At 56.1% G+C, this 24,888-nt stretch carries 20 protein-coding genes and 1 pseudogene; 9 read left to right on the top strand and 12 right to left on the bottom strand.

What is annotated here, in order from left to right:
• Positions 1 to 2: 2 nt before the first annotated feature.
• A complete protein-coding gene (locus FJV47_RS15040) occupies positions 3 to 428 on the bottom strand; it encodes a hypothetical protein (RefSeq protein WP_159614406.1) in 426 nt (141 codons plus the stop codon).
• Positions 429 to 643: 215 nt separating this feature from the next.
• Between FJV47_RS15040 and FJV47_RS15035 the strand changes: the two genes are divergently transcribed.
• Positions 644 to 2,425, top strand: a complete 1,782-nt coding sequence (locus FJV47_RS15035) for a biotin carboxylase N-terminal domain-containing protein (RefSeq protein ID WP_159614404.1) — start codon at positions 644 to 646, stop codon at positions 2,423 to 2,425.
• Between the two features lie 72 nt (positions 2,426 to 2,497).
• On the opposite strand, the gene FJV47_RS15030 is transcribed toward FJV47_RS15035, so the two are convergent.
• The 3 genes from FJV47_RS15030 to FJV47_RS15020 form a co-directional block, all read right to left on the bottom strand.
• The gene (locus tag FJV47_RS15030) at positions 2,498 to 3,238 is read right to left on the bottom strand and encodes an SDR family oxidoreductase (RefSeq protein WP_159614402.1); all 741 of its coding nucleotides are present in this window, start codon (positions 3,236 to 3,238) and stop codon (positions 2,498 to 2,500) included.
• Between the two features lie 130 nt (positions 3,239 to 3,368).
• On the bottom strand, positions 3,369 to 4,757 hold the full coding sequence (locus tag FJV47_RS15025) for an MFS transporter (protein WP_159614400.1): 1,389 nt from the start codon (positions 4,755 to 4,757) through the stop codon (positions 3,369 to 3,371).
• 305 nt (positions 4,758 to 5,062) lie between these two features.
• A complete protein-coding gene (locus FJV47_RS15020) occupies positions 5,063 to 6,475 on the bottom strand; it encodes an NAD(P)H-quinone dehydrogenase (RefSeq protein ID WP_159614398.1) in 1,413 nt (470 codons plus the stop codon).
• A 115-nt stretch (positions 6,476 to 6,590) separates the two neighbouring features.
• Here FJV47_RS15020 and FJV47_RS15015 point away from each other — a divergent pair, with 115 nt between their 5' ends.
• The 5 genes from FJV47_RS15015 to FJV47_RS14995 all read left to right on the top strand — a co-directional run bounded on the left by FJV47_RS15015 (position 6,591) and on the right by FJV47_RS14995 (position 10,815).
• A complete protein-coding gene (locus FJV47_RS15015) occupies positions 6,591 to 7,400 on the top strand; it encodes a purine-nucleoside phosphorylase (protein WP_370515045.1) in 810 nt (269 codons plus the stop codon).
• Positions 7,401 to 7,452: 52 nt separating this feature from the next.
• Entirely contained in the window at positions 7,453 to 9,183 is a 1,731-nt protein-coding gene (locus tag FJV47_RS15010; protein WP_159614396.1) for a phospho-sugar mutase, read from the top strand.
• A gap of 59 nt (positions 9,184 to 9,242) precedes the next feature.
• Positions 9,243 to 9,929, top strand: coding sequence for a deoxyribose-phosphate aldolase (gene deoC / locus FJV47_RS15005; protein ID WP_159614394.1), 687 nt, complete (start codon positions 9,243 to 9,245; stop codon positions 9,927 to 9,929).
• A 35-nt stretch (positions 9,930 to 9,964) separates the two neighbouring features.
• Entirely contained in the window at positions 9,965 to 10,222 is a 258-nt protein-coding gene (locus FJV47_RS15000; RefSeq protein WP_159614392.1) for a hypothetical protein, read from the top strand.
• 95 nt (positions 10,223 to 10,317) lie between these two features.
• Complete coding sequence (locus FJV47_RS14995; RefSeq protein WP_235026490.1) at positions 10,318 to 10,815, top strand: tetratricopeptide repeat protein; 498 nt, start codon at positions 10,318 to 10,320, stop codon at positions 10,813 to 10,815.
• 20 nt (positions 10,816 to 10,835) lie between these two features.
• Here FJV47_RS14995 and mfd read toward each other — a convergent pair whose 3' ends face one another.
• Complete coding sequence (mfd, locus tag FJV47_RS14990) at positions 10,836 to 14,450, bottom strand: transcription-repair coupling factor (RefSeq protein ID WP_159614390.1); 3,615 nt, start codon at positions 14,448 to 14,450, stop codon at positions 10,836 to 10,838.
• A 246-nt stretch (positions 14,451 to 14,696) separates the two neighbouring features.
• Between mfd and FJV47_RS14985 the strand changes: the two genes are divergently transcribed.
• Together FJV47_RS14985 and nhaA are read left to right on the top strand one after the other, a co-directional pair.
• A complete protein-coding gene (locus tag FJV47_RS14985) occupies positions 14,697 to 15,191 on the top strand; it encodes a DUF2505 domain-containing protein (protein WP_159614388.1) in 495 nt (164 codons plus the stop codon).
• 169 nt (positions 15,192 to 15,360) lie between these two features.
• A complete protein-coding gene (nhaA, locus tag FJV47_RS14980; RefSeq protein ID WP_159614386.1) occupies positions 15,361 to 16,713 on the top strand; it encodes a Na+/H+ antiporter NhaA in 1,353 nt (450 codons plus the stop codon).
• A gap of 82 nt (positions 16,714 to 16,795) precedes the next feature.
• Here nhaA and sufU read toward each other — a convergent pair whose 3' ends face one another.
• From sufU to FJV47_RS14955, 5 genes and pseudogenes are all read right to left on the bottom strand, one after another.
• A complete protein-coding gene (gene sufU / locus FJV47_RS14975; protein ID WP_159614384.1) occupies positions 16,796 to 17,248 on the bottom strand; it encodes a Fe-S cluster assembly sulfur transfer protein SufU in 453 nt (150 codons plus the stop codon).
• Positions 17,249 to 18,541, bottom strand: a complete 1,293-nt coding sequence (locus tag FJV47_RS14970; RefSeq protein ID WP_159614891.1) for an aminotransferase class V-fold PLP-dependent enzyme — start codon at positions 18,539 to 18,541, stop codon at positions 17,249 to 17,251. It lies immediately after the preceding gene.
• A 259-nt stretch (positions 18,542 to 18,800) separates the two neighbouring features.
• The gene (gene pth / locus FJV47_RS14965) at positions 18,801 to 19,382 is read right to left on the bottom strand and encodes an aminoacyl-tRNA hydrolase (protein WP_159614383.1); all 582 of its coding nucleotides are present in this window, start codon (positions 19,380 to 19,382) and stop codon (positions 18,801 to 18,803) included.
• Between the two features lie 42 nt (positions 19,383 to 19,424).
• Positions 19,425 to 19,697 (bottom strand): annotated as a pseudogene (locus FJV47_RS14960) (50S ribosomal protein L25); the annotation flags it as partial.
• Positions 19,698 to 20,007: 310 nt separating this feature from the next.
• Entirely contained in the window at positions 20,008 to 20,649 is a 642-nt protein-coding gene (locus FJV47_RS14955) for a GNAT family N-acetyltransferase (protein ID WP_159614381.1), read from the bottom strand.
• A 282-nt stretch (positions 20,650 to 20,931) separates the two neighbouring features.
• Here FJV47_RS14955 and FJV47_RS14950 point away from each other — a divergent pair, with 282 nt between their 5' ends.
• Positions 20,932 to 22,191: an MFS transporter gene (locus tag FJV47_RS14950; protein ID WP_159614380.1), complete on the top strand. Its 1,260-nt coding sequence runs from the start codon at positions 20,932 to 20,934 to the stop codon at positions 22,189 to 22,191.
• 182 nt (positions 22,192 to 22,373) lie between these two features.
• On the opposite strand, the gene FJV47_RS14945 is transcribed toward FJV47_RS14950, so the two are convergent.
• Positions 22,374 to 23,354, bottom strand: a complete 981-nt coding sequence (locus FJV47_RS14945; RefSeq protein WP_159614379.1) for a ribose-phosphate diphosphokinase — start codon at positions 23,352 to 23,354, stop codon at positions 22,374 to 22,376.
• A 71-nt stretch (positions 23,355 to 23,425) separates the two neighbouring features.
• Complete coding sequence (gene glmU, locus FJV47_RS14940; RefSeq protein WP_159614378.1) at positions 23,426 to 24,877, bottom strand: bifunctional UDP-N-acetylglucosamine diphosphorylase/glucosamine-1-phosphate N-acetyltransferase GlmU; 1,452 nt, start codon at positions 24,875 to 24,877, stop codon at positions 23,426 to 23,428.
• Positions 24,878 to 24,888 lie beyond the last annotated feature (11 nt).

Below are 24,888 nucleotides of genomic sequence, written 5' to 3'. Positions count from 1 at the left end.
GGCTAAAAGGTCAGAATATTCTCGTGAATCTTCTTCCAGCCCGCAGCTTCAAGCGCTGAAGTTTCTGCCTCCGAACGCACCAACATCATTCTTGCTCCGGGAGCACTGATATCCACGATGACATCTGACCCGCCCGCTGCGCCGCAGCCACCCACATTCGATGTGTCCGGGTTCTTAGTGAACTTAAACAGGCAGACGGACTTTTGGTCTTGTGAGGTAGCGACAAAATAGTCAGCGTTCTCGTTTGTTGTCAGCCAGCGCACTGACTGCGCGTCAAGATCTTCGAGTTGTTCTCCAGTTCCCGGCCATTGATCAGCTGGATTGGCGTCCTGAGCTATGGCGGGGATACCTGTAGTGCTTGAGCAGGCTGAAAGAACGGACAGCCCCACGGCCAGGAATGGAAGACTAATTAACAATCGGGGTTTCACATGCGCTTCCTTCGCTCTAAGTTGCTCAATAACCTAGTGGGTCGCCACAAGAACCGCTAGACACCTGGCACCGCACTAACCGCAAGGTTAGTTTTGTAGGATTCCTCCAAAGTTTCATGCGTAACACCCGGGTTTGGCGGGTTAACTACATATAGTTCCCACAAAAACGATAGGCTCCTAGATGAGAAACCCTATTTTTTGAAGACAGGTTCACGATGAATCAATTGACGAAGGTGCTAATCGCCAACCGCGGCGAGATTGCAGTGCGCATTATCCGTGCCGCACGCGATGAAGGAATCGAGTCCGTAGCGGTCTACGCCGACTCCGACCGCGATGCACTGCACGTGCGTTTGGCTGACGAGGCCTACGCGCTCGGCGGCACCACCGCCGCCGAATCTTACCTTCGCATTGAGAAGATTTTGGACGCTGCACAGCGTTCGGGTGCCGACGCAATTCACCCGGGTTACGGCTTCCTCTCGGAGAACGCCGAATTCGCCCAGGCAGTTATCGACGCCGGCCTGACCTGGATCGGCCCATCACCTGAATCCATCGACCAGCTCGGCGACAAGGTCAAGGCACGACATATTGCTGAAAAGGTTGGCGCTCCCCTGGTTCCTGGTACCAAGGATCCGGTAGCTTCGGCTGAAGAAGTGTACGCATTCGCCGACGAGCACGGCCTGCCACTGGCCATCAAGGCTGCCTACGGTGGCGGTGGACGTGGCATCAAGGTTGTGCGCAACCGTGAAGAGATCGGCGAACTTTACGACTCTGCAGTTCGCGAAGCAGTAGCAGCTTTCGGCCGCGGCGAATGCTTCATCGAGCGCTTCTTGGATGCGCCGCGCCACGTCGAAACCCAATGCTTGGCGGATGCCCATGGCAATGTCGTGGTGGTCTCCACCCGTGACTGCTCCCTGCAGCGCCGCAACCAGAAACTGGTTGAAGAAGCCCCAGCGCCATACTTGAGCGAAGAGCAGATCACCCGCCTCTACGAAGCTTCCAAGGCGATCCTGCGTGAAGCCAAGTACACCGGCGCAGGCACCTGCGAGTTCCTCGTGGGTCAGGACGGCGTGATCTCCTTCCTCGAGGTCAACACCCGTCTGCAGGTTGAGCACCCAGTGTCTGAAGAGGTCACCGGGATTGACCTAGTGCGCGAACAGTTCCGCATTGCCCGTGGTGAAGAACTTGGCTACGGTGACCCAGAAGTTCGCGGTCACTCCTTCGAATTCCGCATCAACGGTGAAGACGCTGGCCGTAACTTCATGCCAACCCCCGGCACCATCTCCAAGATGAACCTGCCATCAGGTCCTGGCGTTCGTGTTGACTCAGGTATTGAACAGGGCGAAAGCGTTTCGGGGAACTTCGACTCGATGATCGCCAAGCTCATCGTCACCGGCAGCACCCGTAAGGTTGCAGCCTCCCGCGCCCGTCGTGCCTTGGAGGAATTCCAGATTGAGGGCATGGCCACGGTACTGCCATTCCACCGCGCAGTTATGAGTGATCCGGCATTTGTTCCGACCGAAGGTGCTTTTAAAGTTCACACCCGTTGGATTGAGACCGAGTTCGCCACCGCCATCGAGCCGCACCCGATGCCGGGCGCACCAGGCGAGGCCGAAGACAGCGAACGCACCAGCGTGACCGTTGAGGTAGATGGCAAGCGTCTAGAAGTTACCCTTCCCTCCTCCCTTGGTTCCATGTCCTCTGCTGGATCCGAGCAGGGTGGCGCTAAGAAGAAGCGCAAGTCCAGCCGCAAGGCGGCCTCAGGTTCTGCTGCCAATAGCGCCGAGCTTCGCTCCCCGATGCAGGGCACCATCGTCAAGGTGGCCGTTGAAAACGGGGCCGAGGTTGCCGAGGGTGACTTGATTGTTGTCCTTGAAGCCATGAAGATGGAGCAGCCAATCACCGCTCACCGCGATGGTGTAGTAAGTGGCTTGGAAGTAGCCACCGGCGAAACCCTGTCTTCCGGCGCCGTGATCGCTTCGATCGGCGACGCTAGCTAGTAGCCCGTCAAACCACGGTGGGGTTCCTACGTGCCAAGCACGTCGGAACCCCACCTGTTTTTTAACGCTCGATCACTGACGAACAAGCCAATCGGAGAACGTTTCTTGTCCCAACCGGGCGGAAGCCTGAGGCAAAATACCACCGTTGCGCATGGCTTTGCCCATGGCGCCGGGAACTGGAATTTCTACGATCTTTGAAGACTTTCCCTGGTGCTGCAAATACTGGGCGAACAGATCCGGCATGTTTTCTTCTTGTGGACCAGCCAGGTCCTGAACCACCCCTTGGGCCGGCTCAATGGCAAGGTCCACCAGCGCGGCAGCCACTTCACTGCCCGCGATGGGTTGCAAGCGCATCTTGGGAGCCATCTGCACCGGACCAGCACTGAGCCGGTCGATATTTTGACCCACAAACTCGTGGAACTGGGTGGTGCGAAGAATGGTGTAGCCACCATCGAGCATCTGCAGCATCCGCTCTTGGGCGGCTTTACCGGCGTAGTAGCCCGAATCAATCTCGGCGGCCCCCACGATGGAGAGGGCAACGTGGTTTTGCACTCCGGCCTCGCGGCCGACGCTCACCAGGTTGGCAGTGGAGGTCGTGAAGTACCGCATGGAGGCCGAGGCGCTGGTGGTTGCGCTACCCGAGACATCGATGACCGCCTGGGCATCAACTAGCCACTGCTTCACCGAATTCTTATTGGTCAGATCGCACCCCGCTGAGCGTGAAAGGACTACCGGCACGTGCCCTAAGGCGGCGATCTTTTCGACGACCTGACGACCTAGGGTTCCGGTGCCTCCAGCAACTGCAATACGCATGAGCTCTCCTTCTTCTCCTCGTTGTTCCCTCCTCCCATGCTTGCACATCTTAGATGCCGATTAACGATCGAAGGCCCGGAAAACATGAGACTGCAATGTTTTCCGGACCTTCACAGAGGTAGTCAAATACTTACTCGACGAACTCTTCCATGTCGATATCTGAGGTATCGCGTGTGAGGTACAGTGAGGCCAAGGTCAGCACTGCGGCCACCGAGAGGTAGATACCAACACCGACGGTGTTGCCGTTACCGGCCTTCCACAGCGCCACAGCGACGAAGGAAGCAGGAGCTGCACCAATCACCGAGGACATGTTGTATGCCACCGCAGAGCCGGTGTAACGCACGTTGGAAGGGAACAGCTCCGGCAGGTAGGCCGCCATCGGGCCGAATGTCAGACCCATCAGGGTAAAGCCCACGATCAGACCAGCCATGGCAGCGCCCTGGCCCGGACCGAAGAACAGGGTCCAGGTCAGGCCAAAGACCAAAATGCCGGAACTGACCCAGATCAGGAACTTACGTCGACCGAACTTCTCGGCCAATGGACCGGAGACTACGGTGAAGATACCAAAGAAAACTACACCGATGATCAGCATGGTCAAGAAGGTTGGTCGTTCAATGCCCAGACCCGGAACGAAGCCGGCAGCATCAAAGGCCTTACCCTTGGCCTGCGCTGCCGCGGCAGCCTGCTCAACGCTTGCTGGCTGGGTGCCGTAGGTCAGGGTGAAGGAGGTCATCAGGTAGAACAGCACGTAGGTTGCCAGCATGATGAAAGTACCAGCCAAGGTTGGACGCCAGTGCTTCTTCAGGGTCACCGCGATCGGGGACTTAACAACCTTCTTCTGATCCAGAACCTTCTGGAAGGAAGCGGATTCAACTAGCTTGAGGCGAACCCACAGGCCAATCAGAACCATCACGGCCGAGAAGAAGAACGGAATGCGCCAGCCCCAAGCCTGGAACTGCTCCGCTGTAGTCCAGGTCTGCAGACCCACAAACAGCAGGTTAGCGATGATGAAACCAATCGGGGCGCCCAGCTGAGGGAAGGTGCCATAGATAGCTCGCTTGTTCTTCGGAGCATTCTCCGTAGCCAGCAGTGCAGCGCCGGACCATTCACCACCCAGGGCCAGACCCTGAGCAAAGCGCAGGATCACCAAGGCCAGCGGGGCCAACACGGTCCAATGACCGGCAGCTGGTGGCAGGAAGCCAATGAGGAAGGTAGCAATACCCATCAGCAGCAGCGAGGCAACCAGGGTGCCCTTACGTCCCATCTTGTCACCGTAGTGACCAAAGACTACCGAGCCCAGCGGACGAGCCAGGAAGGCGACACCGAAGATCGCGAAGGATGAGAGGATCGCGTTGATAGCGGTGGCGTTCGGGAAGAACAACGCCGGGAAGACGAGCACCGACGCGGTGGCGTAGGCGTAGAAATCGAAGAATTCGACGGTGGTGCCAATCATGCTGGCGAACAGCACGCGTCCGCGTGAGTTCTCCTTGGGCGCCACCACCTGGTTAGCCTGCGACATTGAGGCTGCTCCTTAGAGTGAAAGTACGAGTTGGTCGTTCATTTACGAATGTCACAATCTTAAGCCTCGATGCTCAGTATTCGGATATCGATGTCCACCATTTGGACACTCTTTGCTCGCCAAACGTTCAACAAAGCCTCAAGCCCCAGCTATTTAGTGGATTTTCGTGGTTCATATATTGAGACGCGACTAACACCGCCACGGCGTCGAATCACGAAACGACGGGTAGCTCCGCCTTGATTAACTACAAAAGTGACTGCCAAGAACACCGTTCTTGGCAGTCACTTTTGTGAGTAAAGCAGTATTTACAGGTGGCGATGCAAGCGTCGCGCCGCTTCGCCCAATGACCCGGAGAGTGATGGGTACACGGTGAAGGTCTCAGCTACGTCATCAACGTGCAGACCGTTCTGAACTGCCAGGGCCAGCGAGTAAATCAGCTCACTGGCGCGAGGTGCAACCACCACGCCACCGATCACAGTACCCGAGCCCTTGCGCGAAACGATCTTCACAAAACCGTGCTCAACGTTCATCATCTTGGCGCGAGCGTTGGAGTTTAGATCCACCTTGACGATGTTCGCCTGGTATTTACCTTCGGCCACCGCACGCTGGGTAACCCCAACGGTTGCAATTTCCGGAGAGGTGAAAACGTTCGAAGCAACCAAATCTAGATTTAGTGGCTTCACCGAGTCACCGAGCAAGTGAGCTACGGCAATCCGACCCTGCATCGCAGCTACCGAAGCCAGCGCGAAGACGCCGGTGCAGTCACCGGTGGCGTAGATGTTGGTAGCAGTCGTGCGCGATACACCGTCGACCTTGATGTGGCCGGACTCGGAGAGCTGGACGCCAGCTTCTTCCAAGCCAATATCTGCGGTGTTTGGAATTCCGCCCACCGCTACCAAGCAGTGGCTCCCTTCCAGCACACGACCATCGGCCAAGGTCACGTAAACCTTATCTCCCTTACGCTCCACACCTTCGGCGCGGGCCTGAGAAACAACGTTAACGCCGTTCTGCTTAAAAGCATCTTCCAGCACGCCAGCTGCGTCCGCGTCCTCACCTGGAAGCACACGATCACGCGAGGAAACTAGGGTGACCTTGGCACCAAGCAGGTTATAGGCCGAAGCGAACTCAGCACCGGTCACACCGGAGCCCACCACGATCAGGTGCTCAGGCACCTCATTCATGTTGTAAATCTGGGTCCAGTTGAAAATACGTTCGCCATCTGGCTTAGCGGTTGGCAATTCACGCGGATGGGCACCCACGGCAAGAAGAATTGCGTCCGCATCGAGGGTCTGCTCAGAACCATCGGGGTGTGCAACAGCCACGGTGTGGTTATCAATCAGACGGCCTTCACCAATTACGATGCGCACGCCGGCGCGTTCGAGGCTGTTGCGAATATCTGAGGATTGCTCTTTGGCTAGGTCCAAGAGGCGGTGGTTGACTACCGAGAAGTCGGTGACTGCCGAGTCCAGTCCGTCAACGTGGACGCCAAAAGCTTCGGCTTGCTTTACGCGGCGCACTGCGTCGGCGGTAGCAATTAGGGTCTTGGACGGTACTACGTCGGTCAGCACCGCCGAACCGCCCATGCCGGCACGCTCTACAACGGTGACGTTGGCACCCAGCTGGGCTGCAACACTGGCAGCTTCATATCCGCCAGGTCCGCCGCCGAGAATTACTAAACGGGTTGCTTCATTACTACGATCTGCGCTCACAGATTCCATTGTTCACCATGTAGGTTCATTGCGCACATTTTATGGCGTGATCTTCGACGTGTTTTTGATTCTGAAGCACAAGCTTCACCTGACAAAAACCCCCGGTACCGGTAGCCTATTGCCCGTGACTGATACACATAATGACCCACAGGCTCTAGCAGCACAGGCTGCACAGGTAATCGCCGAGCAGACCAATGTTGAAAAACACGACATTGCGCTAGTGCTGGGCTCCGGATGGGGCCAGGCCGCCGAGCTGGTTGGCGAAACCACCCACACCCTGGATGCCACCACCATTCCCGGCTTCCACGCCTCGGCCGTACCGGGCCACAAAGGCACCATTTCCTCGATTCTGACCGACAGCGGTAAGCGCGTACTTGTACTTGGCGCCCGTACCCACTTCTACGAAGGACGTGGCGTACGCTCCGTCGTTCACCCCATCCGCACCGCTGCGGCTGCGGGATGCCAGACCCTAGTACTGACCAACGGCTGCGGTGGCCTCAATGAAAATTGGACCCCCGGTACCCCGGTCATGATCTCCGATCACATCAACCTCACCGCCACTTCCCCATTGGAGGGCGCTACCTTTGTTGATCTGACCGACCTGTACTCATCGCGTATTCGCGAAATTGCCCGCGAGGTGGATTCGAGCCTGGATGAAGGTGTGTACGCACAATTCACCGGTCCTCATTACGAAACCCCTGCCGAAGTACAGTACGCCAAGAGAATCGGCGCTGATTTGGTCGGCATGTCCACGGCATTGGAAGCGATTGCTGCCCGCCATGCTGGTATGGAGATCTTTGGCATGTCGCTGGTCACCAACCTCGCCGCCGGCATTAGCCCGGTTCCGCTGAGCCATGAAGAGGTCATCGAGGCTGGCCAGGCGGCTGGCCCACGCATCTCGAAGCTGCTGGCTCAGATCATCGCCAAGATCTAAGAAACCTTGGGCGGTATAGGCAATAATTGACGCTTTTCTCAAAGGGAAAACAGTGAACCATACAGATAAGATCGCGCTACTGAACGAGGCCGGTAAGTGGGCAGCTCAAGATCCGGATGCTCAAACGCAGGAGGAGCTTAACCTGCTCATCCAGCGTGTCACTGAGGGCGACGCTCTTGCATTCGAAGACGTTGCTGACCGTTTTGGTGGCGTACTTGAATTTGGTACCGCTGGGCTTCGTGCCGAACTTGGTGCCGGACCCCTGCGCATGAACCGTGTAGTGGTCATGCGTACCGCCGCAGGTATCGCGCGTTTCCTCAAAGAAAAAGCAGGCTCTGCCTATACCCCCAAAGTAGTCATCGGCTTTGACGCCCGATTCAATTCGGATGTTTTCGCTAAAGACTCCGCAGGAATTTTCACCGCTGCTGGCTTTGACGTTTTGCTGATGCCTTCACCGTTACCGACTCCGGTCCTCGCCTGGGCAGTACGCGAATTTAGCGCCGAGGCCGGTGTCATGGTGACCGCAAGCCACAACCCTCCACGCGATAACGGCTACAAGGTTTATGTTGGTGGACGGATTACTGACGAAGCAGGACGAGGGGCGCAGATTGTCTCCCCTATTGATGCACAGATCGCTGCGCTCATTGACCATCAGCGGCCAGTAACTCACATTGAACGCGCAGAATCGGGATGGGAAGTATTACCAGCCGTGGGCCTCGAAGGCGACATTGAGGCTGCATACTTGGCAGCGATCCATCCGGTCATCGCCGCGGACCAGCCAGAATCCGCGACCCGCAAAAACCTACGCGTTGTGGTCTCAGCCATGCACGGCGTGGGTGGACACACGATGAAGCACGCTCTCATCAATGCCGGTTTTAGTGATGTTCACATGGTTGCCGAACAAGAACAGCCTGATCCGCTTTTCCCCACCGTGAAGTTCCCCAACCCTGAAGAACCAGGTGCCATCGATCTTTCGTTACAGCTGGCTCGCAAGGTTGAGGCAGATCTGGTGATTGCTAATGATCCAGATGCTGACCGTTGCGCTGCGGCGATCCTTGATGATGGAACCTGGCGGATGTTGCGTGGAGACGAAGTCGGCTGGCTCTTGGGCGACCAAATTTCAAAGACCTTGCCAGAGGGCAAAAAACTAGCTAACTCAATCGTCTCTTCGCGCATGCTGGCAGCCATTGCCAAAGACGCAGGGCGCGAGCACGAAGAAACCTTGACCGGCTTTAAATGGATCTCCCGCGTAGAGGATCTGGGCTTCGGCTACGAAGAAGCCTTGGGGTACTGTGTGGCACCAGATTTGGTACGAGATAAAGACGGTATCTCAGCTGGCATCGCACTGGCGGACCTAGCTGCGCAGCTCAAGAGCAAAGGAAGCAGCATTTCTGCTCGCCTTGACGAGTTAGCCGCCCGACACGGAGTGCACGTCACCGACCAGCTCTCGTTGCGCTTCACCGATCTGGCGCAAATTCCGGTACTGATGGATCGCTTCAGGCAAGATGCACCTGCATCATTGGGCGGTTCCGAAGTTTCCGAGGTAACTGATCTGTCCAAAGGCACCGAAAAGCTACCGGCAACCAACGCGATAGTTTTGCATACCTTCTCCGGTGCCCGAGTGATCGTTCGCCCTTCGGGCACCGAACCAAAACTCAAATGCTACCTAGAAACGATTGAGCCGGTTGACCAGTTAGAACAGGTTCCAGCAGCTCGTGAACGTGCTACCGCACAGGTACAGGCCATCAAGCAGGAATTGGCAGCCTACCTAAATGCCAACTAGGCTTACCCCTTCGAGACTTTCATTTGCATTGATCGAAATCTGATTTGTTAGAGGAAAAGATGACTGAACTTACCGCCCGCGACATTGCAGGCTACATTGATCACACCCTGCTGGCACCTAACGCTTCCCGTGAACAGATCGTGCAGATCTGCGAAGAAGCCAAGAAGTATGAATTCAAGTCGGTCTGTGTCAACCCACTGTGGGTTTCCACTGTGGCCCGTGAGCTGGAAGACTCCGAGGTCTTGACCTGCTCGGTGATTGGCTTCCCACTGGGCGCTTCGGCCACCGACACCAAGGTTTTTGAAACCAAACACGCGGTAGCTGACGGCGCTAACGAGATCGACATGGTCATCGACATCGCCGCTGCGCTCCGTGGAGATCGCGATGCACTGGTCAATGAGATTTTTGCCATCGCTCAGGCTGCCCACGAAGGCGGCGCCATCTTGAAGGTCATCATCGAAACCTGCTTGCTCACCGATGAGGCTAAGGTCCTGGCGTGCGAAGCTGCCAAGGCCGCAGGCGCGGACTTCGTGAAGACTTCTACCGGTTTCTCCACCGGTGGTGCCACCGTTGAAGACGTAGCATTGATGCGCAAGACGGTCGGCGAAGATCTTGGTGTTAAGGCTTCCGGCGGGGTGCGCAGTGTTGAAACTGCACGCGCCATGATCGCCGCCGGCGCGACCCGTCTGGGATCAAGCTCAGGAGTTGCTATCCTAGAAGGAGAGCAAAGCGGTTCCAGCTACTAGGACATCGCACCGATCTGTTTGATCAAGGAGAAAAAGTGTACTCGAACGGCAAGAACACTGCCCATTCAGGTGAAGGCCGCCTTGTCGGCAACATTGTTAGTTTTGTGATCTTCTTCGTGATGTTCGCAGCTGGCATTTTCGTCTTGGGCTACTGGGAATTGAACAACGCTTGGTTGCCAACTCTCGCTGGCTTCGCACTGATGTTCCTAGCTTTTGCTATCCCAATGCACCTGATGAGCTACTCCGAGAAGGCTGAAGCTCGCATCGCTGCTAGCGCGGCACACCAGAAGTAACTTTAGCTTTTCAAAGTTGGGCGGTCCTTTCGGGGCCGCCCAACTTTTTGGTTTAATCACCAAGTGTTGATTCACTTCGGCAATAAGCTGGAGGTATGAACACGTCATGGGATCAACAGGTAGATAACTTCTGGAATACCAGCGCGGGAAAGGCGGCTGCAAAACTACGAGCCGGACTCGCGGACCTCCTACGAGGCATGGATCCCAATGATCCACGAGTCTTGTTTGAGATTGCTTCGCTTCACGATTTCCTCGGAGAAGAAGCGCAAGCGGTACAACCGTATCGCCAGGCGCTGCAGGGGTCATTGCACGGGCAAAAGCGTGAAGAAGCACTGATTCAGCTAGCCAGCACTCTGCGGAACCTCGGGGAAACTGAGGAAGCCATCAGCCTCTTGACCCAGGTGCCCACAGATTCTGCGCTTCACACCGATGCCCAAGGTTTTTTGGCGTTGGCGCTATTTGATGCTGGCCGAGAAGCCGAAGCTGTCGTAGCAGCCGTCACCGCTTTGGCACCAAAAGCTCAACTCTATTCCAGAGCTTTAGACGCCTATGCCCGGGACATTTCTGTCCCGGGCGTAGGCGCTCACAGTTAAATCTCCCGGGCCAACGATCGTTATGCTTGAGCGGTTGGTGCCGGGGTCGGTTCAAAGATCGCATAGAGCAGTTTCTCCGCCCATTCCAAGATCTCTTCGTCGGCCAAATCCCGACCACCAATGGGTGAAGTTTTCGGTTTAGGCAAGAAGATGGAATTCAGCGCTGGCTTATTCGCTGCCCCAGGATAGAGACGTTCCAGCCGCACCTGGCGTGAGGCCGGAAGATCTTCGATCTTAGCCGGTGCAATCTTGATATTGTTACCAATTTGCTGGATATCGTGAATCCCCACTGCGCGGGCGCGGATACGCAAAGCGGCTACCCGCATGAGGTTTTCCACCGGCTGAGGGAGCTTGCCGTAGCGGTCTACCAGTTCCTCACGAACTTCATCCAGTGCTTCGTTGGTTTCTGCTGAAGCAATATTTCTATAGGCTTCCAGGCGCAGTCGTTCACCTGGAACGTATTCATGCGGCAAGTGAGCATTGACCGGCAAGTCAATCTTCATCTCGGTAGCTTCTTCCTCGCCCTCACCTTTGTAGTCGGCCACCGCTTCGCCGACCAGACGCAGATACAGGTCGAAGCCCACGCCAGCGATGTGGCCAGATTGCTCCCCACCGAGTAGGTTACCTGCGCCACGAAGTTCCAGGTCCTTCATCGCCAGTTGGTAACCGGAGCCCAACTCGTTGTGTGCAGCGACGGCCTTCAAGCGTTCAAGCGCCACTTCACCCAGTGGCTTTTCAACGTCCCAAAGGAAGTACGCGTAGGCACGCTCGCGGCCACGACCCACACGACCGCGCAACTGATGCAGCTGGGAAAGACCATAGTTATTGGCCCGGTCCACAATCAGCGTGTTGGCATTAGAAATATCAAGGCCAGTTTCGATGATCGTAGTGGAAACCAGTACGTCAAACTTCTTCTCCCAGAAGTCCTGAATGATTCGTTCTAGTCGAGACTCACTCATCTTGCCATGAGCCACTTCAATACGAGCTTCAGGTGCCAGCTCTCGCAATTCCGCGGCCACCCGCTCAATGGACGAGACCCGGTTATGGACAAAGAATACCTGACCATCTCGCATCAATTCGCGCTTGATAGCTGCAGAAATCTGTTTGTCACTGCGCGGGCCTACGTAGGTGAGCACCGGGTGACGTTCTTCTGGAGGTGTAGCTAAGGTTGAAGTCTCGCGGATACCGGTCAGCGACATCTCCAAGGTACGCGGAATCGGCGTCGCACTCATGGCAAGTACGTCCACATTGGTACGCATCTTCTTGAGCTCTTCCTTATGCTCAACACCGAAGCGCTGTTCCTCGTCAATGATGACCAATCCAAGATTCTTGAACTCAACATTCTTGGAAAGTAGTCGGTGGGTGCCAACAACAATATCAACGCTGCCGTCCTTGAGACCGGCCATGATTTCTTTTGATTCCTTGGCAGTCTGAAAACGCGAGAGCGTCTTCACACGTACCGGGAATCCTGAATAGCGTTCGGTGAAGGTCTGCTGGTGCTGCGACGCAAGTAGCGTGGTTGGTACAAGTACGGCCACCTGCTTTGAATCCTGAACGGCTTTAAAAGCGGCACGAACAGCAATTTCAGTTTTGCCGAAGCCCACGTCGCCAGAAATCAACCGATCCATCGGGATTTCCTTCTCCATGTCGCTCTTCACCTCATTGATGGCGGTGAGCTGATCCGGCGTTTCAATGAAAGCGAAAGCTTCTTCTAGTTCGTTCTGCCATGGGGTGTCCGGTCCAAAAGCATGGCCTCGGCTGGCCATGCGCGCCGAGTACAGCTTGATCAGATCTCCGGCAATTTCTTTGACTGCCTTGCGTGCCTTGGACTTAGTGCTGGCCCAGTCCGAGCCACCCATCTTGGACAGCGTTGGGGCTTCTCCACCAACATAGCGGGTGACCATGTGGAGTTGGTCGGTGGGAACGAACAGTCGGTCCCCGGGCGCCCCACGTTTGGAAGAAGCATATTCAACAACCAAATATTCACGTTTGGCATCTTTGCCAGAACCGTTGACCTTGCGGGCCATCAGCTCAACAAATTTACCGATACCGTGTTGCTCATGAACGATGAAGTCCCCGGCCTGAAGGCTCAGTGGGTCTACTGCATTGCGTTTGCGCTTAGCGGTGAGCTTGCGACCCTTACGATTCGGGTAGGCGCTAGAGCGTCCCAGTAGATCAGCCTCAGTCAGCAATCCAAACTTGAGTTCTTCGAAGACAAAGCCTCGACCAGCAGTTGCTTGGGTAATTTCGATCAGGCCCGGGGTTGGGGCTTGATCAAGAGTTTCAACACGATGAGCAGGAATGGAGAATTCTGCAAACAGCTCCGATAAGCGCTGGGCAGGGCCTGGGCCATCGGTGGCTACGACAAATCGCCATTGGTCTTTGACTCTTGAAGCGATGAATTCCATCATCGCTTCAATATCGCCCTGGTATCCATGCGGTTCACGCGCGGGGATGCGAATCGTTGAGGCTCCGAGGTCCAGCTCTTCGTCTGCACCCATGGCGGTCAGCGCCCACCACGAAACCTTTGCGTCTTTGGCATGCTCCAAAGTTTGAGAAAGCGAGGCAAAATCGCCGGTGGCTAGTTTGCGTTCGGAGCTTGCGGTGTTTAGATCCAGCGGGGCCGTGGCACCGTCCGAAGCAGACGCCCAAGCTGCGGCAAGGAATTCTGCATTGGTGGCGTTGAGGTCCTGAGCGCGGGCACGCACCCTTTCTGGTTCCATGACTAGGGCGATGGAAGACTCCGGCAGTAAGGACAAGAGCGGAACCATCTGATCAACCAGCAATGGTGCCAAAGATTCCATTCCTTCAACGGCAATGCCACCGGCAATCTTGGTCAGCATTTCTTCGGCTGCCGGGAAGTGATTCTTGAGGTTTGCTGCGCGACTCATGACCTGCGGGGTGATCAGCATTTCCCGGCAGGGTGTAGCGATGATTTTTTGGGGACCGGGATCATCGGTGGAGCGTTGATCCGCGATGGCGAAATAACGCATGGAATCAATCTGGTCGCCGAAGAAGTCGATACGTACAGGATGGTCCAGCGTTGGAGGGAAGACATCGATGATTCCGCCGCGCACCGCAAATTCACCGCGATGGGTCACCATATCCACGCGGGCATAAGCCGCACCTGCCAGATCCTTGATGACTTGATCGAAGCCAGGTTCTGCGTCCAGCTCCAAAGTCACAGGGCGCAGCTCTCCCAAGCCTGCCACCAATGGCTGAAGTACGGCGCGAATCGGTGCGATGACTACGTTGAGCTTCTCATCGTTATTGTGTAGACGGCGCAGCACTTCCAGACGGCGTCCTACGGTGTCACTGCGTGGTGAAAGACGCTCATGTGGCAGGGTTTCCCATGATGGGAATTCAGCAATTTGCTCGGCTGGCAGGTAGGCATTTAGTGAGCTGGAGACTTCCTCAGCTTCACGCCCTGTTGCCGTAACAATCAGGGTCACACCACCGTGTTTGCTTGCACTCAGTGCCTGACTGATCTGGGCAGAAACGATTGCGCGCATGCCTTGTGGGGCAGCGATTTCCAGATCTTCACTGCGCGTGGAAAAGCTGTTGGCTGCACTTTGTCGGATGCGACGGAAGGATGGCTCCTCGCGCAGGAAATCATGAAGTCCGCTTAGGCTCATGGGGTTTTCGAATCCTCTCGTGCAGGCGTTTGAAGACGAATACTCAACTATGTTTCTGAGCGAAATCGACACCACGAACACCGACCGCAAAGATATTCCGCGGCCGGCTCAACGCCAATATGTTGTTTTAGGTGTAGTCCTAGCCTACCTAATACAGCCGACCAGATAGTGTTAAAGGTGTCCGTCTCCGGGGACGCAATTTTTTGCTCCTCGGACAGCCAATTTTCCAGAATGGGATTAGCTTCTATGGCATTGAACGCAAGCACTCAGATTGCTCACCCTGCACAGCAGGTCATCGCTACGCTCAGCGATCGTGACTTCGCCGAGCATCTGACTAAGGTCGCCAACGGTACTCTGAAAGAATTCACCGTCAATGGTGATGTCACCGGTGCATTCACCTTGACCACCGTGCGTGCAGTACCAACGGACCGTGTGCCTGATTTTGCCCGCAAGTTTGTTGGCGCGTCGATTGATATTACCCAGGTAGAAAAGTGGAGTGCCCCTGCTGCTGACGGGAGCCGCGATGCAACGGTACAAATCACCGTTGGTGGCGTTCCAGTGACAGTTAATGGAACTGAACAGTTGACCGCTCAGGGCGAGGCATCACAGTTGGCCGTTGATGCCAAGGTGACTTCCTCGATTCCTTTCATCGGTGGCAAGCTGGCTTCCGCAGCTGAGCCATACGTCGGCAAGGCCCTGAACCTGCAGGCTGCGCAGGTCGACGCGTGGCTCTCCAAGTAGGACAGCGCTCAAAAATATAGTTTTCAGTTTCAATCCCCGGATGTGCGAATTTCGCAATACATCCGGGGATTTGCAGTCTCTGGTGTCGTTCGCGATAGGGTGGAAATAGGTGTGCCGGGAAGTCTGGTCGGCGTGACATATCCATTTAACGAAGTAAGCGAGTTGACGCATGAACAAAACTCCGTCTTCGGGTTCGTCAAAGAACCTGTTTTCACGCCCAAGCTACAAAGAATCAGTGCGCATCGGAGATATCCTGCGCAAGGAAACCGTCGGTGGCATGGTGCTTATTGCCGGCGCATTGCTGGCTTTGATCTGGGCCAACACTCCCCTGCGCGAATCCTATTTTGCACTGCGCGATTTCCACTTCGGTCCCACGCTCTTCGGCGTTGATCTGAACCTGTCTATCGGCCATTGGGCCGCAGACGCATTGCTCGCGGTGTTCTTCTTCCTCACCGGTCTAGAGCTGAAAAAAGAATTTGTCATTGGCGACCTGCGCAATGTCAAAACCGCTGCGGTTCCGGTGGCGGCGGCCTTTGGCGGCGTGCTGGTCCCGGCGTTGATCTTCATGGCCATTGCAGCCGGTTCCGGCGGCGGCGCGGAACTGCTACGCGGCTGGGCCATCCCCACGGCCACTGACATTGCCTTCGCAGTGGCCGTGCTCGCGGTGATCGGCTCCGCCCTGCCTGCAGCTTTGCGCATTTTCCTGCTGACTTTGGCGGTGGTCGATGACTTGATTGCCATTGTCATCATTGCTGTGGTCTTCACCGATGAGCTCAAGCTTTCGTACTTGGGTCTCTCCCTGATTCCGATCATTCTCTTCACGGTTTTAGCCCGCTACCTTGGCAAGTTCTTCGCCAAGAACGCTTGGGCCGCGTGGGTCATCTTGTTGCCACTGGGCATCATCACCTGGATCTTCGTCTTCGGCTCCGGCATCCACGCCACCATTGCCGGCGTGGTCCTGGGCTTCTGCGTCCCGGTCAAGCGCACCGATGGACGGGAGGGCGCCGGATTGGCAGAACAGTTCGAGCACCGTTTCCGTCCGCTCTCCTCAGGTTTCTGCATCCCGATCTTCGCCTTCTTCGCCGCCGGTGTCACGGTGGTTTCCTCGGAGTCCGGTGGCGGCAGCGTCCTTGCCGACCCGGTCTTCTGGGGCATCGTTGCGGGCCTGGTGCTTGGAAAGCCAATTGGCATCATGGGATTCACCTGGTTGCTGACCAAGTTCACCAAGGCCTCATTGGACAAGGACGCTCGATGGGGCGATCTGCTGGGCGTGACGCTGCTAGCCGGTATCGGTTTCACCGTCTCGTTGCTGGTCTCCGAGCTGTCCTTCGGATTGGAATCCCCACATTATGAGCACGCCAAAGTGGCGATCCTGAGCGGTTCGTTCATTGCAGCGATCCTTGGCGCCGTTTGGTTGGTTCCACGTAACCGCGGATACCGCGAAATCGCTGAACGCGAGGCTCGTGATGCGAATCAGGATGGTATTCCTGACGTTTACCAGCAGGATGAAGAAACTCGCTAGGGTTCACTTCTAAAGATTAAAGAAACAACAGTGGCGCTTGTTCTCCATGATGGAGAACAAGCGCCACTGTTGTCGGTGAAGGTTACTTGTTGGCACCAAACATGGCGGCCTCAGCGGCAACCCAAGCGAGCATCGCACACTTAACGCGTGCTGGGAACTTGGATACGCCAACGAAGGCGGCAGCATCTTCTAGGACCTCTTCATCAGGTTCGAAGGTGCCCTTGGATCGCATCATCTCTCGGAAGATCTCCAGCTTGTCCAGGAACTCTTCCTTGGTCATTTCTGGAAGCATCTCGCTAAGCACCGAAGCCGAAGCCATGGAGATAGAACAGCCATCGCCTTCCCAGCTCATGGACTCGAAATGGTCCTGGTCGTTCAGTTCCACACGGACACGGATCTGGTCACCACAAATAGGATTGTGCTGATGGGATTCGCCATGTAGCAATCCCTCGGTGTTTTCCACCAATGGTGAGCCAATCCGACGTTTTGAGTGGTCGAGAATGACCTGTTGGTACAACTGATCTAATTCATTCATTTAGACTCCAAAGTATTCACGCACGGAGCCCAGAGCATCAAGCAGAGCCTGGATGTCGTCTTCCGTGTTGTACAGGTAGGTGCTGGCACGAGTGGTGGCGGTGACACCGAGGGCTCGGTGCAGAGGCTGTGCGCAGTGGTGGCCTACACGCACAGCGATGCCACGCGAGTCCAGGTACTGGCCAACATCGTGAGGGTGCACGCCGATGACTTCAAATGGAACCGTGCCGATGCGTCGAGCGTCGCTCGGTCCGAAGACGCGCACGCCTTCAATCTGGGACAGCCCGTCAAAGAGCATTGCGCCTAGGTGTTCTTCCCATTGGGCGATGCGGTCCATACCGATTTCCTGCAGGTAACTCACCGCGGTAGCTAGACCGTGGGTCTGCGCGATGCGCTGGGTCCCGGCCTCAAAACGCTGTGGGGAAGGCAAAAATTCTGCGTGCTCCATATCCACCACGGTGATCATGGATCCGCCGGTAAGGAATGGTGGCATTGCGTTAAGCAGTTCTTCACGTCCGTAGAGGGCGCCGATTCCGGTGGGGCCGAGCATCTTGTGTCCCGAGAACGCCATGAAATCAACGTCCAAGGCTTTGACGTCCACTGGCAGGTGCGGCACCGACTGGCAGCCATCCAACACGGTCAGCGCGCCGACCTTCCGGGCAGCGTCGACAAAGCGCTGGGTATCGGTGATAGTCCCCAAGACGTTGGAGACGTGAGTGAAGGCAACCAGTTTGGTTTTCTCGGTAACCAATTCATCGATCAAGTCGTAGCGCAACGATCCGTCTTCGCTGACGGGGACGTAACGCAACGTAGCACCGGTACGGAAGGCCAGTTCCTGCCAAGGAATAAGGTTGGCGTGGTGCTCAATTTCGGTGGTGAGAATTTCGTCGCCAGGACCGATGCGGAAGCGTGCAGCGGCATCTCCTCCGCGTCCTAGCGAGGCGTTGGAGATGGAGTAACTGATAAGGTTCAACGCTTCGGTAGCGTTTGAGGTCCACACCAGCTCATTGGTTCGGGCACCGATGAATTTGGCTACGGTTTCGCGTGCCTCTTCATAAATTTCGGTGGCTTCGACGGCCAAGGTGTGAGCACCACGGTGAACTGCAGCATTGGCGTTCTCATAGTAGTGCTGTTCAGCTTCGTACACACAGCGTGGCTTCTGGCTGGTGGCACCAGAGTCCAGGTACACAACATCGGTACCGTTGACTTGATGTTCCAGAATTTCAAAGTCTGCCTTGATTCGCTGGACCTCGACGGCGCTGAGCGAAACATTGGCTTCTGGCTGACCGGTCATCGTCTCCACGTGGTCCTCCGAATAATTGTCATGGGATGCCCTGTTTCAGTGAGGTTATGAAGCCACTGAGGGATTAGGCAAGGTGTACATTGGGTAATTATTCCACTCTGTCTTCAGAAGTACATCTAAGTTTGGCCTTAGTAAGTAACACCTCAAACGGGTCCTATTTAACGTTTCAAGGATCGCGCTGAGCCCAGTGGGTCTTCGCGCGATCCTTGAACACCAATTCTTGACAGCGTTGAGTGACAACACTCAAGAGTTAGTTGGTATGGAATTTTGTTTGCGCCGCTTCGAGCCCTGAACTCATCAACAGTTCTACAGCGTCAGCGCAATTATCAATCAAGAACGGAAGATTCTGCTTCTCGGTCTTGGAAAAGTCTTGCAGGACCCACTTTGCGGTGTCCATGCGTCCAGGAGGTCGTCCCACCCCGGCGCGAACGCGCAAATAGTCTTTAGATCCCATGGCTTTGGAGATATCGCGCAGTCCGTTATGTCCGCCTTCTCCCCCGCCGCGTTTGAGTTTGATGGTATCGAAAGGAATATCGATCTCATCATGCACGACAATCAGGTTCTCTACGCCGATTCCGAAGAACTTGGCAGCGTTAGCTACGGGCCCACCGGAGAGGTTCATGAAAACCATAGGCTTGGCCAGGACGATGCGTGGACCACCAATGCCCATGCGACCTTCAACAACTTGTGCTCGTGAAGAATGGGTTTTGAATTTTGAGCCGACGCGGTTAGCCAGTTCGTCGAGCACCATTTGCCCGATATTGTGTCTATTGCCAGCGTAGCCGGACCCGGGATTCCCGAGTCCGGCTACGAGCCAAGTGCCATCACTCATGATGCTTAGCTAAAACCTAGTTCGCTGGAATTAGGCAGCGATGATCAGGTCAAGGTGATCAACGGTGCGGTTCAGCGCGTGGATCTGGATGTCCTTGACGGTAGCCTTGACGGTCTTACCTTCAACGTTCAGAACGAGCTCAACGCTGCGGTCACGAACAGCAAGGGTGGTTTCGTGGATTGGCAGCAATACGTGCTGTGGCTCCGAGCCTGCACCGTAGATAACTGCTGGGATCTGGCCGTCGCGGCGAGCCTGGCGGGCAGCGCCCTTACCGAAATCGGTGCGTACAACGGCGTCAAGGTTGACAGATGCCATGATGTTTCTCCTTAGGAAATGAATGCTTCGTTAAGGCCCTTGCGTGGACTCGGGAAGCATCTAACATCTAAGCGAGAAAGAGCTTTTCCGGCCTTGTCGATAACGGTCCCACCATTTCTGGTGTTTCCCTCGCCTGGGCACAGTCAACAATTCTACCAGCTGATTTCGTCAGTGAGAAAAGCTGTAGCGAAGACCACTAAACGAGATCCTTTTGGTTCACTCTGCTCGGAAAATGAATGTGTCTTCAGGTGAAAAACTCCCCCACCACACAGACCGTTCCACTGACGGGCTAGGACGCTAAGGCTAATTCCTAAATGCCAAAGAACTGGCGGGCCTCTACCAGGCCCGTGACCACTAAATCTGCAGGATCGCTCGGGACCCAATCCGAGGCATCAAGGCGCAGGCGGTCAGAGATTACGACTTCGCCGTCGAGTACATCCCGCGAGATGCCATCGTGACGATAGCCAAGCCTACGCGAAACGCCTTGCGAACCAACGTTTTCTTGGAACACCTCGGTCAGCGCGGTAACGGCGCCCAGTCCCTCAAAAGCAAAACTCAGCAAGGCCCTCCGAGCCTCAGTCCCAATACCCTGTCGGTGAAAATCGAGACCAAGCCACGACTCCGTTTTTACTTCACGAAGTACCGGAAAATTGCGTGCCTTTAACGTGACCATGCCCACCGGTTCACCTTCACGAAATACGCCCATTTCCAAAGCCCAATCCTCCACGCACCATGCACCCCGGCGGCTCCAATGCTGCTGAATCACGTGCAGTGCCCGCTGCTCAGGAGGGAGACCTGTCCAAGGTGTCAAGAAAGGTCGCTCTCCCTGCTCGTGGACGCCCTCAGCCGCGATCTGAGCCAGTTCGGATAACTCGTCATCGTTTGGAACGCGGAGTTCCAAACGCTTGGTTACAAGTTTCAATTGGACGAGAGGCCAGAAACGGTTGAGCATTTCACCAGTATGGCACGGCTCTGTTCGTCGACTCATGGTAACAAGCGCGAGAGTCACGGGCTTACCGCCACCGCTACCTCGCGGGTGGTTTCTTTACGGAAAACCGCGTCTCCACCGGGCCATGAGAACCGACAAGTCCCCGTGAGGAACAAATTCCTGTCTCCCAGAGGACTCATTTAGGTTGTGAATTGTTACTGATGCCACAATAGACTTACAGGATTGTAGCTAAGTTCCCTGCTGCCACAGGTCCGCAACCAAACAAACTGAGAAGGCAACGAACATATGACGAGCCACGTAACGACTCGGCTCACGTCGACCGTGCCGCTTATCGTCTTGGTTGTCATCTCTTCACTGGCCATCGTCGGCGACGAAGCTGCCTCCATGTCTATGGTGCTTACTGCCGTGGACCAGGGCCAGCCCTGGATGGTCACGTGGTTCTCCCTCTGCCTTGCCATCCCGGCGATGCTCCTCGCTCCCTTTGGAGGAGCGATCGTCGATCGCTACGATCCCCGCAAGATCTGGGTCGCTTCTCTGGCGGTGCAAAGCCTGTGCATCGGCATCGCCGCGTCGCAGGATGATTTCTGGTCTCGCCTCATGCTGCTGGCCGCCTCCAATGCCATCAACATTCTCTCCAGCAGCGCGGCGTTCGCATTGCTGCCTGCGCTTATTGGCCCCATCCGTATCGAGCGGGCAAACTCCCTGATGGCCGTCGGTTCCTCTCTGGCCTACTTGATTGGACCAGCACTATCTGCGTGGCTTTTCAATAAAGTCGGCGCATCACTGATGCTGAGCGTTAATGCCGTGACCACTGCGATTCTCGCAGCCACGGCGGTGTTTCTGATGCTGCGAGCCGATCGGCCGGATTCCAAGGCAGACGGCTCTTGGAATCTCTTCGGCGGGGTGAGTGAGGGCTGGGCGGCCATCCGCTCCTCGCCGGTTGTCACGGCCACGTTGCCGTTGTTGATTCTCATCATGATCAGCACTTCTATCGAGGCTGTCGCGGGTGTGTTCTGGTTGAGGGAAATCTCCGGATCTGACGCGCTTTACGGCTTGGTCTTGTCCTGCTGGGCCGCCGGTTCGCTCATCGGCGCTTATGTTGCCGGTACCAAACGTCTGGCACCTCGTACCATGCTGCTCATCGTGGGCGGCGGGCTTTGCATGGCGTTGGCGATATTGACAGAAGGGCTGGTACCGATCGCCATCGTCATCGGTGTGGCCTTTGCTATCGGTGGTCTGGGCAATGGAACGCACAATGTCGGGGTACGAAACCTGATCTTTCAGCAGATCCCCCAAGCTCACATCGGAAGTGCTTGGGCCTACTATCGTATGCTCACCAGCGCCTCGGTGGCCGTCGGCTACGTCGTTGGAACCCCACATACGACGGAAGACGCCCGGGGAATGGTAATCATTGCCGGCATTTGTGCGCTGGTCGGTGTATTGGTCGCCATTGTCGCTGTGCGAATGAGGCGAAGAAACTCTGTTACGCAGGAAGCTCCCGATTCGGAGGGTCAGGCTGATCCGGCCGCGCAAATTTCCGAGTGACTCGTTATGCATGATGAACGCGAAGCACGGGCCGCCAAAAACACGTATTGTCGTCACGTATAACGATACGAGAAATTTGTCTCGAAGGTGGTTCCCCTTATAGGACACGGTAAATAGTGGCATAACCACCACTGGCCGGCACCCAACGGGTACCGGCCAGAGGCTTTGCGAAACGAGGGCTGCTAGGCGCGGCCGTCAAACAGGTTCGTGACCGAACCGTCGTGGAAGACTTCCGAGATCGCGCGAGCGATGGTTGGAGCGATCGAGAGTACCGTCAGGTTATCGAAGTGCTTCTCTTCGGGAATTGGCAAGGTGTTGGTAACAACAACTTCACGTGCACCGCAATCCGCCAAACGTTGAGCAGCAGGATTCGAGAAGATTGCGTGGGTAGCTGCGATGATGACATCCCTAGCGCCGGCTTCCTTCAACACGCGAACGGCGCCTGCAATGGTTCCACCGGTATCAATCATGTCGTCAATGAGGATCGCGGTGCGACCTTCAACCTGACCAACCACGGTCTTGGACTCTGCCTGGTTAGGCACGGTCAAATCACGGGACTTGTGAACGAAGGCCAGTGGTACGCCACCCAAACGGTCTGCCCACTGCTCTGCCACGCGAACACGTCCGGTATCAGGGGAAACCACAGTAGCTTCGTTAACATCGATCTTCGTCTTGATGTAGTCAGCCAGCAGCGGGAAGCCGAACAAGTGGTCAACCGGACCGTCGAAGAAGCCCTGGATCTGCGCGGTGTGCAAATCGCAAGAGATGACGCGGTCTGCGCCAGCAGTCTTGAACAGGTCAGCAACCAGACGGGCCGAGATAGGCTCGCGACCGCGACCCTTCTTGTCCTGTCGTGCGTAAGGGTAGAACGGAGCCACGACGGTAATGCGACGAGCCGAAGCACGCTTCATCGAGTCAATCATGATCAACTGTTCCATCAGCCAGTTGTTCGTCGGTGCTGGGTAGGACTGCAGCAGGAAGACATCCTTACCGCGGACCGATTCGTCCGAGCGCACGTAGATCTCGCCATTGGCGAAGTCATAGGCGTTCAGCGGAAGCAGTTCGGTGCCAAGTTCCTTGGCTACCTCAGCGGCTAGTTCCGGGTGTGCACGTCCGCTGGCCAGCACCAGCTTTTTGTCGACGTTATGGCTGATTTCACTCATTAGTATGCTTTCTCGCTCGCTTCGCTATCACGTATGAGGTTGTTGTTGAGGAAATAAAGTCCGTGGCCGGATTACTCGGTGACCGAGGAATTCAGTGAAGACTTGAATGCGGCGTCAGCTGATGGGGTTCCCGGGCGCTTTTCAAGCGTCCAGCCCTCGGAGTTGCGCTGCGGAGCCACAGACAGTGCAAGGGCACCGGCCGGGACGTTTTTACGGACGATGGCGCCTGCTCCGGTGTATGCGCCGTCCCCGATTTCCACTGGGGCGACAAATACCGTGTTGGAGCTGGTGCGCACATGCGAACCAATCTTGGTTCGGTGCTTCTTTTCGCCATCGTAGTTCGCGGTGATATTGCCACACCCGATGTTGGTGAATTCACCGATTTCAGCATCCCCGGCGTAACCGAGGTGCGAGAGCTTAGACCCACGACCAATCGTGACATTTTTGGTTTCGTAGAACGCACCAATTTTGCCGTCTGCTCCCAGGTCCGTTCCCGGACGCAGGTAAGCAAATGGACCTACCGAGGCACCTTCTGCGATGCGTGAATCCGTCGCGTCGGTGCGCTTAACAGTGGCACGCTGCCCGACGATAACGTTGGTCAATGTGGTGTCTGGGCCCACGGTTGCGTTGTCGCCAATAATCGTGGTGCCGTGCAACTGCGTGCCTGGCTTGATGGTGGTGTCTTGACCAATCATCACCTCGGCATCAATCCAGGTAGTTGCTGGATCAACGATGGTGACACCCTGACGCATCCAGAATTCGGTTTTGCGCTGGTTGTAAATGCGCGCCAAGTTGGACACCTGAACGCGATCGTTGGCTCCTTCAATCTGCCAACGGTCAGCGATCTGCGAGGAAGCAACTCGCCCACCACGGCCGCGGGCAATAGCCAACACATCGGTCAGGTACATCTCGCCCTGCGCGTTATCGGTGGTGACCTCGGTTAGCGCCGAACGCAGCATCTGTGCATCGAAAGCATAGATGCCGGAGTTGATTTCCTTGATCAGCAATTCTTCTGCTGAGGCATCCTTCTGTTCGCGGATTCCGGCGACGTCGCCGTTCTCATCGCGCAGGATACGGCCGTAGCCGTTGGGGTCATCCAAGGAGGTGGTCAGCACGGTCACCGAATTACGGTTGGACTCGTGGGTAGCCACAAGATCCTGCAGCACTTCGCTGGTGAGCAATGGCACATCACCGTAGGTCACCACGACGGTGCCTTCAAGGGCCGGATCAACGACTTCAAGGCCCTGGGCCACGGCGCGTCCGGTACCCGGAATTTCATCCTGATCAGCAATGGTGATCGAAGGGAATTGGCTAAGGATGTGTTCGGCGACCAAGTCACGCTGGTGGCGGACAACCGCAACGAGGTTTTTTGGTTCCAATGCGGACGCGGCATGAAGTGCGTGAGCAATCATGGAGCGACCTGCGATTTCGTGCATAATCTTCGGCTTAGCCGACTTCATCCGGGTGCCAGCGCCGGCCGCGAGGACGATGACTGCTACTGGTGCATTGACCTGATCGCTCAAGTGCGTTCTCC

The sequence above is a fragment of the Glutamicibacter sp. JC586 genome (genome assembly GCF_009805585.1).
Lineage (GTDB): Bacteria > Actinomycetota > Actinomycetes > Actinomycetales > Micrococcaceae > Glutamicibacter.
This window is presented reverse-complemented; position numbering and strand designations above follow the sequence as displayed.

Bases quoted from the DNA above. Each gene is read 5' to 3' on its own strand.
- FJV47_RS14970 (WP_159614891.1), bottom strand. From the start codon at position 18,541: ATGACCGGTCAGCCAGAAGCCAATGTTTCGCTCAGCGCCGTCGAGGTC.
- mfd (WP_159614390.1), bottom strand. From the start codon at position 14,450: ATGAGCCTAAGCGGACTTCATGATTTCCTGCGCGAGGAGCCATCCTTC.
- FJV47_RS14945 (WP_159614379.1), bottom strand. From the start codon at position 23,354: ATGAGTGAAATCAGCCATAACGTCGACAAAAAGCTGGTGCTGGCCAGC.
- FJV47_RS15035 (WP_159614404.1), top strand. From the start codon at position 644: ATGAATCAATTGACGAAGGTGCTAATCGCCAACCGCGGCGAGATTGCA.
- FJV47_RS15030 (WP_159614402.1), bottom strand. From the start codon at position 3,238: ATGCGTATTGCAGTTGCTGGAGGCACCGGAACCCTAGGTCGTCAGGTC.
- deoC (WP_159614394.1), top strand. From the start codon at position 9,243: ATGACTGAACTTACCGCCCGCGACATTGCAGGCTACATTGATCACACC.
- FJV47_RS14955 (WP_159614381.1), bottom strand. From the start codon at position 20,649: ATGCTCAACCGTTTCTGGCCTCTCGTCCAATTGAAACTTGTAACCAAG.
- FJV47_RS15020 (WP_159614398.1), bottom strand. From the start codon at position 6,475: ATGGAATCTGTGAGCGCAGATCGTAGTAATGAAGCAACCCGTTTAGTA.
- nhaA (WP_159614386.1), top strand. From the start codon at position 15,361: ATGAACAAAACTCCGTCTTCGGGTTCGTCAAAGAACCTGTTTTCACGC.
- FJV47_RS14985 (WP_159614388.1), top strand. From the start codon at position 14,697: ATGGCATTGAACGCAAGCACTCAGATTGCTCACCCTGCACAGCAGGTC.
- pth (WP_159614383.1), bottom strand. From the start codon at position 19,382: ATGAGTGATGGCACTTGGCTCGTAGCCGGACTCGGGAATCCCGGGTCC.
- FJV47_RS14995 (WP_235026490.1), top strand. From the start codon at position 10,318: ATGAACACGTCATGGGATCAACAGGTAGATAACTTCTGGAATACCAGC.
- sufU (WP_159614384.1), bottom strand. From the start codon at position 17,248: ATGAATGAATTAGATCAGTTGTACCAACAGGTCATTCTCGACCACTCA.
- FJV47_RS15025 (WP_159614400.1), bottom strand. From the start codon at position 4,757: ATGTCGCAGGCTAACCAGGTGGTGGCGCCCAAGGAGAACTCACGCGGA.
- FJV47_RS14950 (WP_159614380.1), top strand. From the start codon at position 20,932: ATGACGAGCCACGTAACGACTCGGCTCACGTCGACCGTGCCGCTTATC.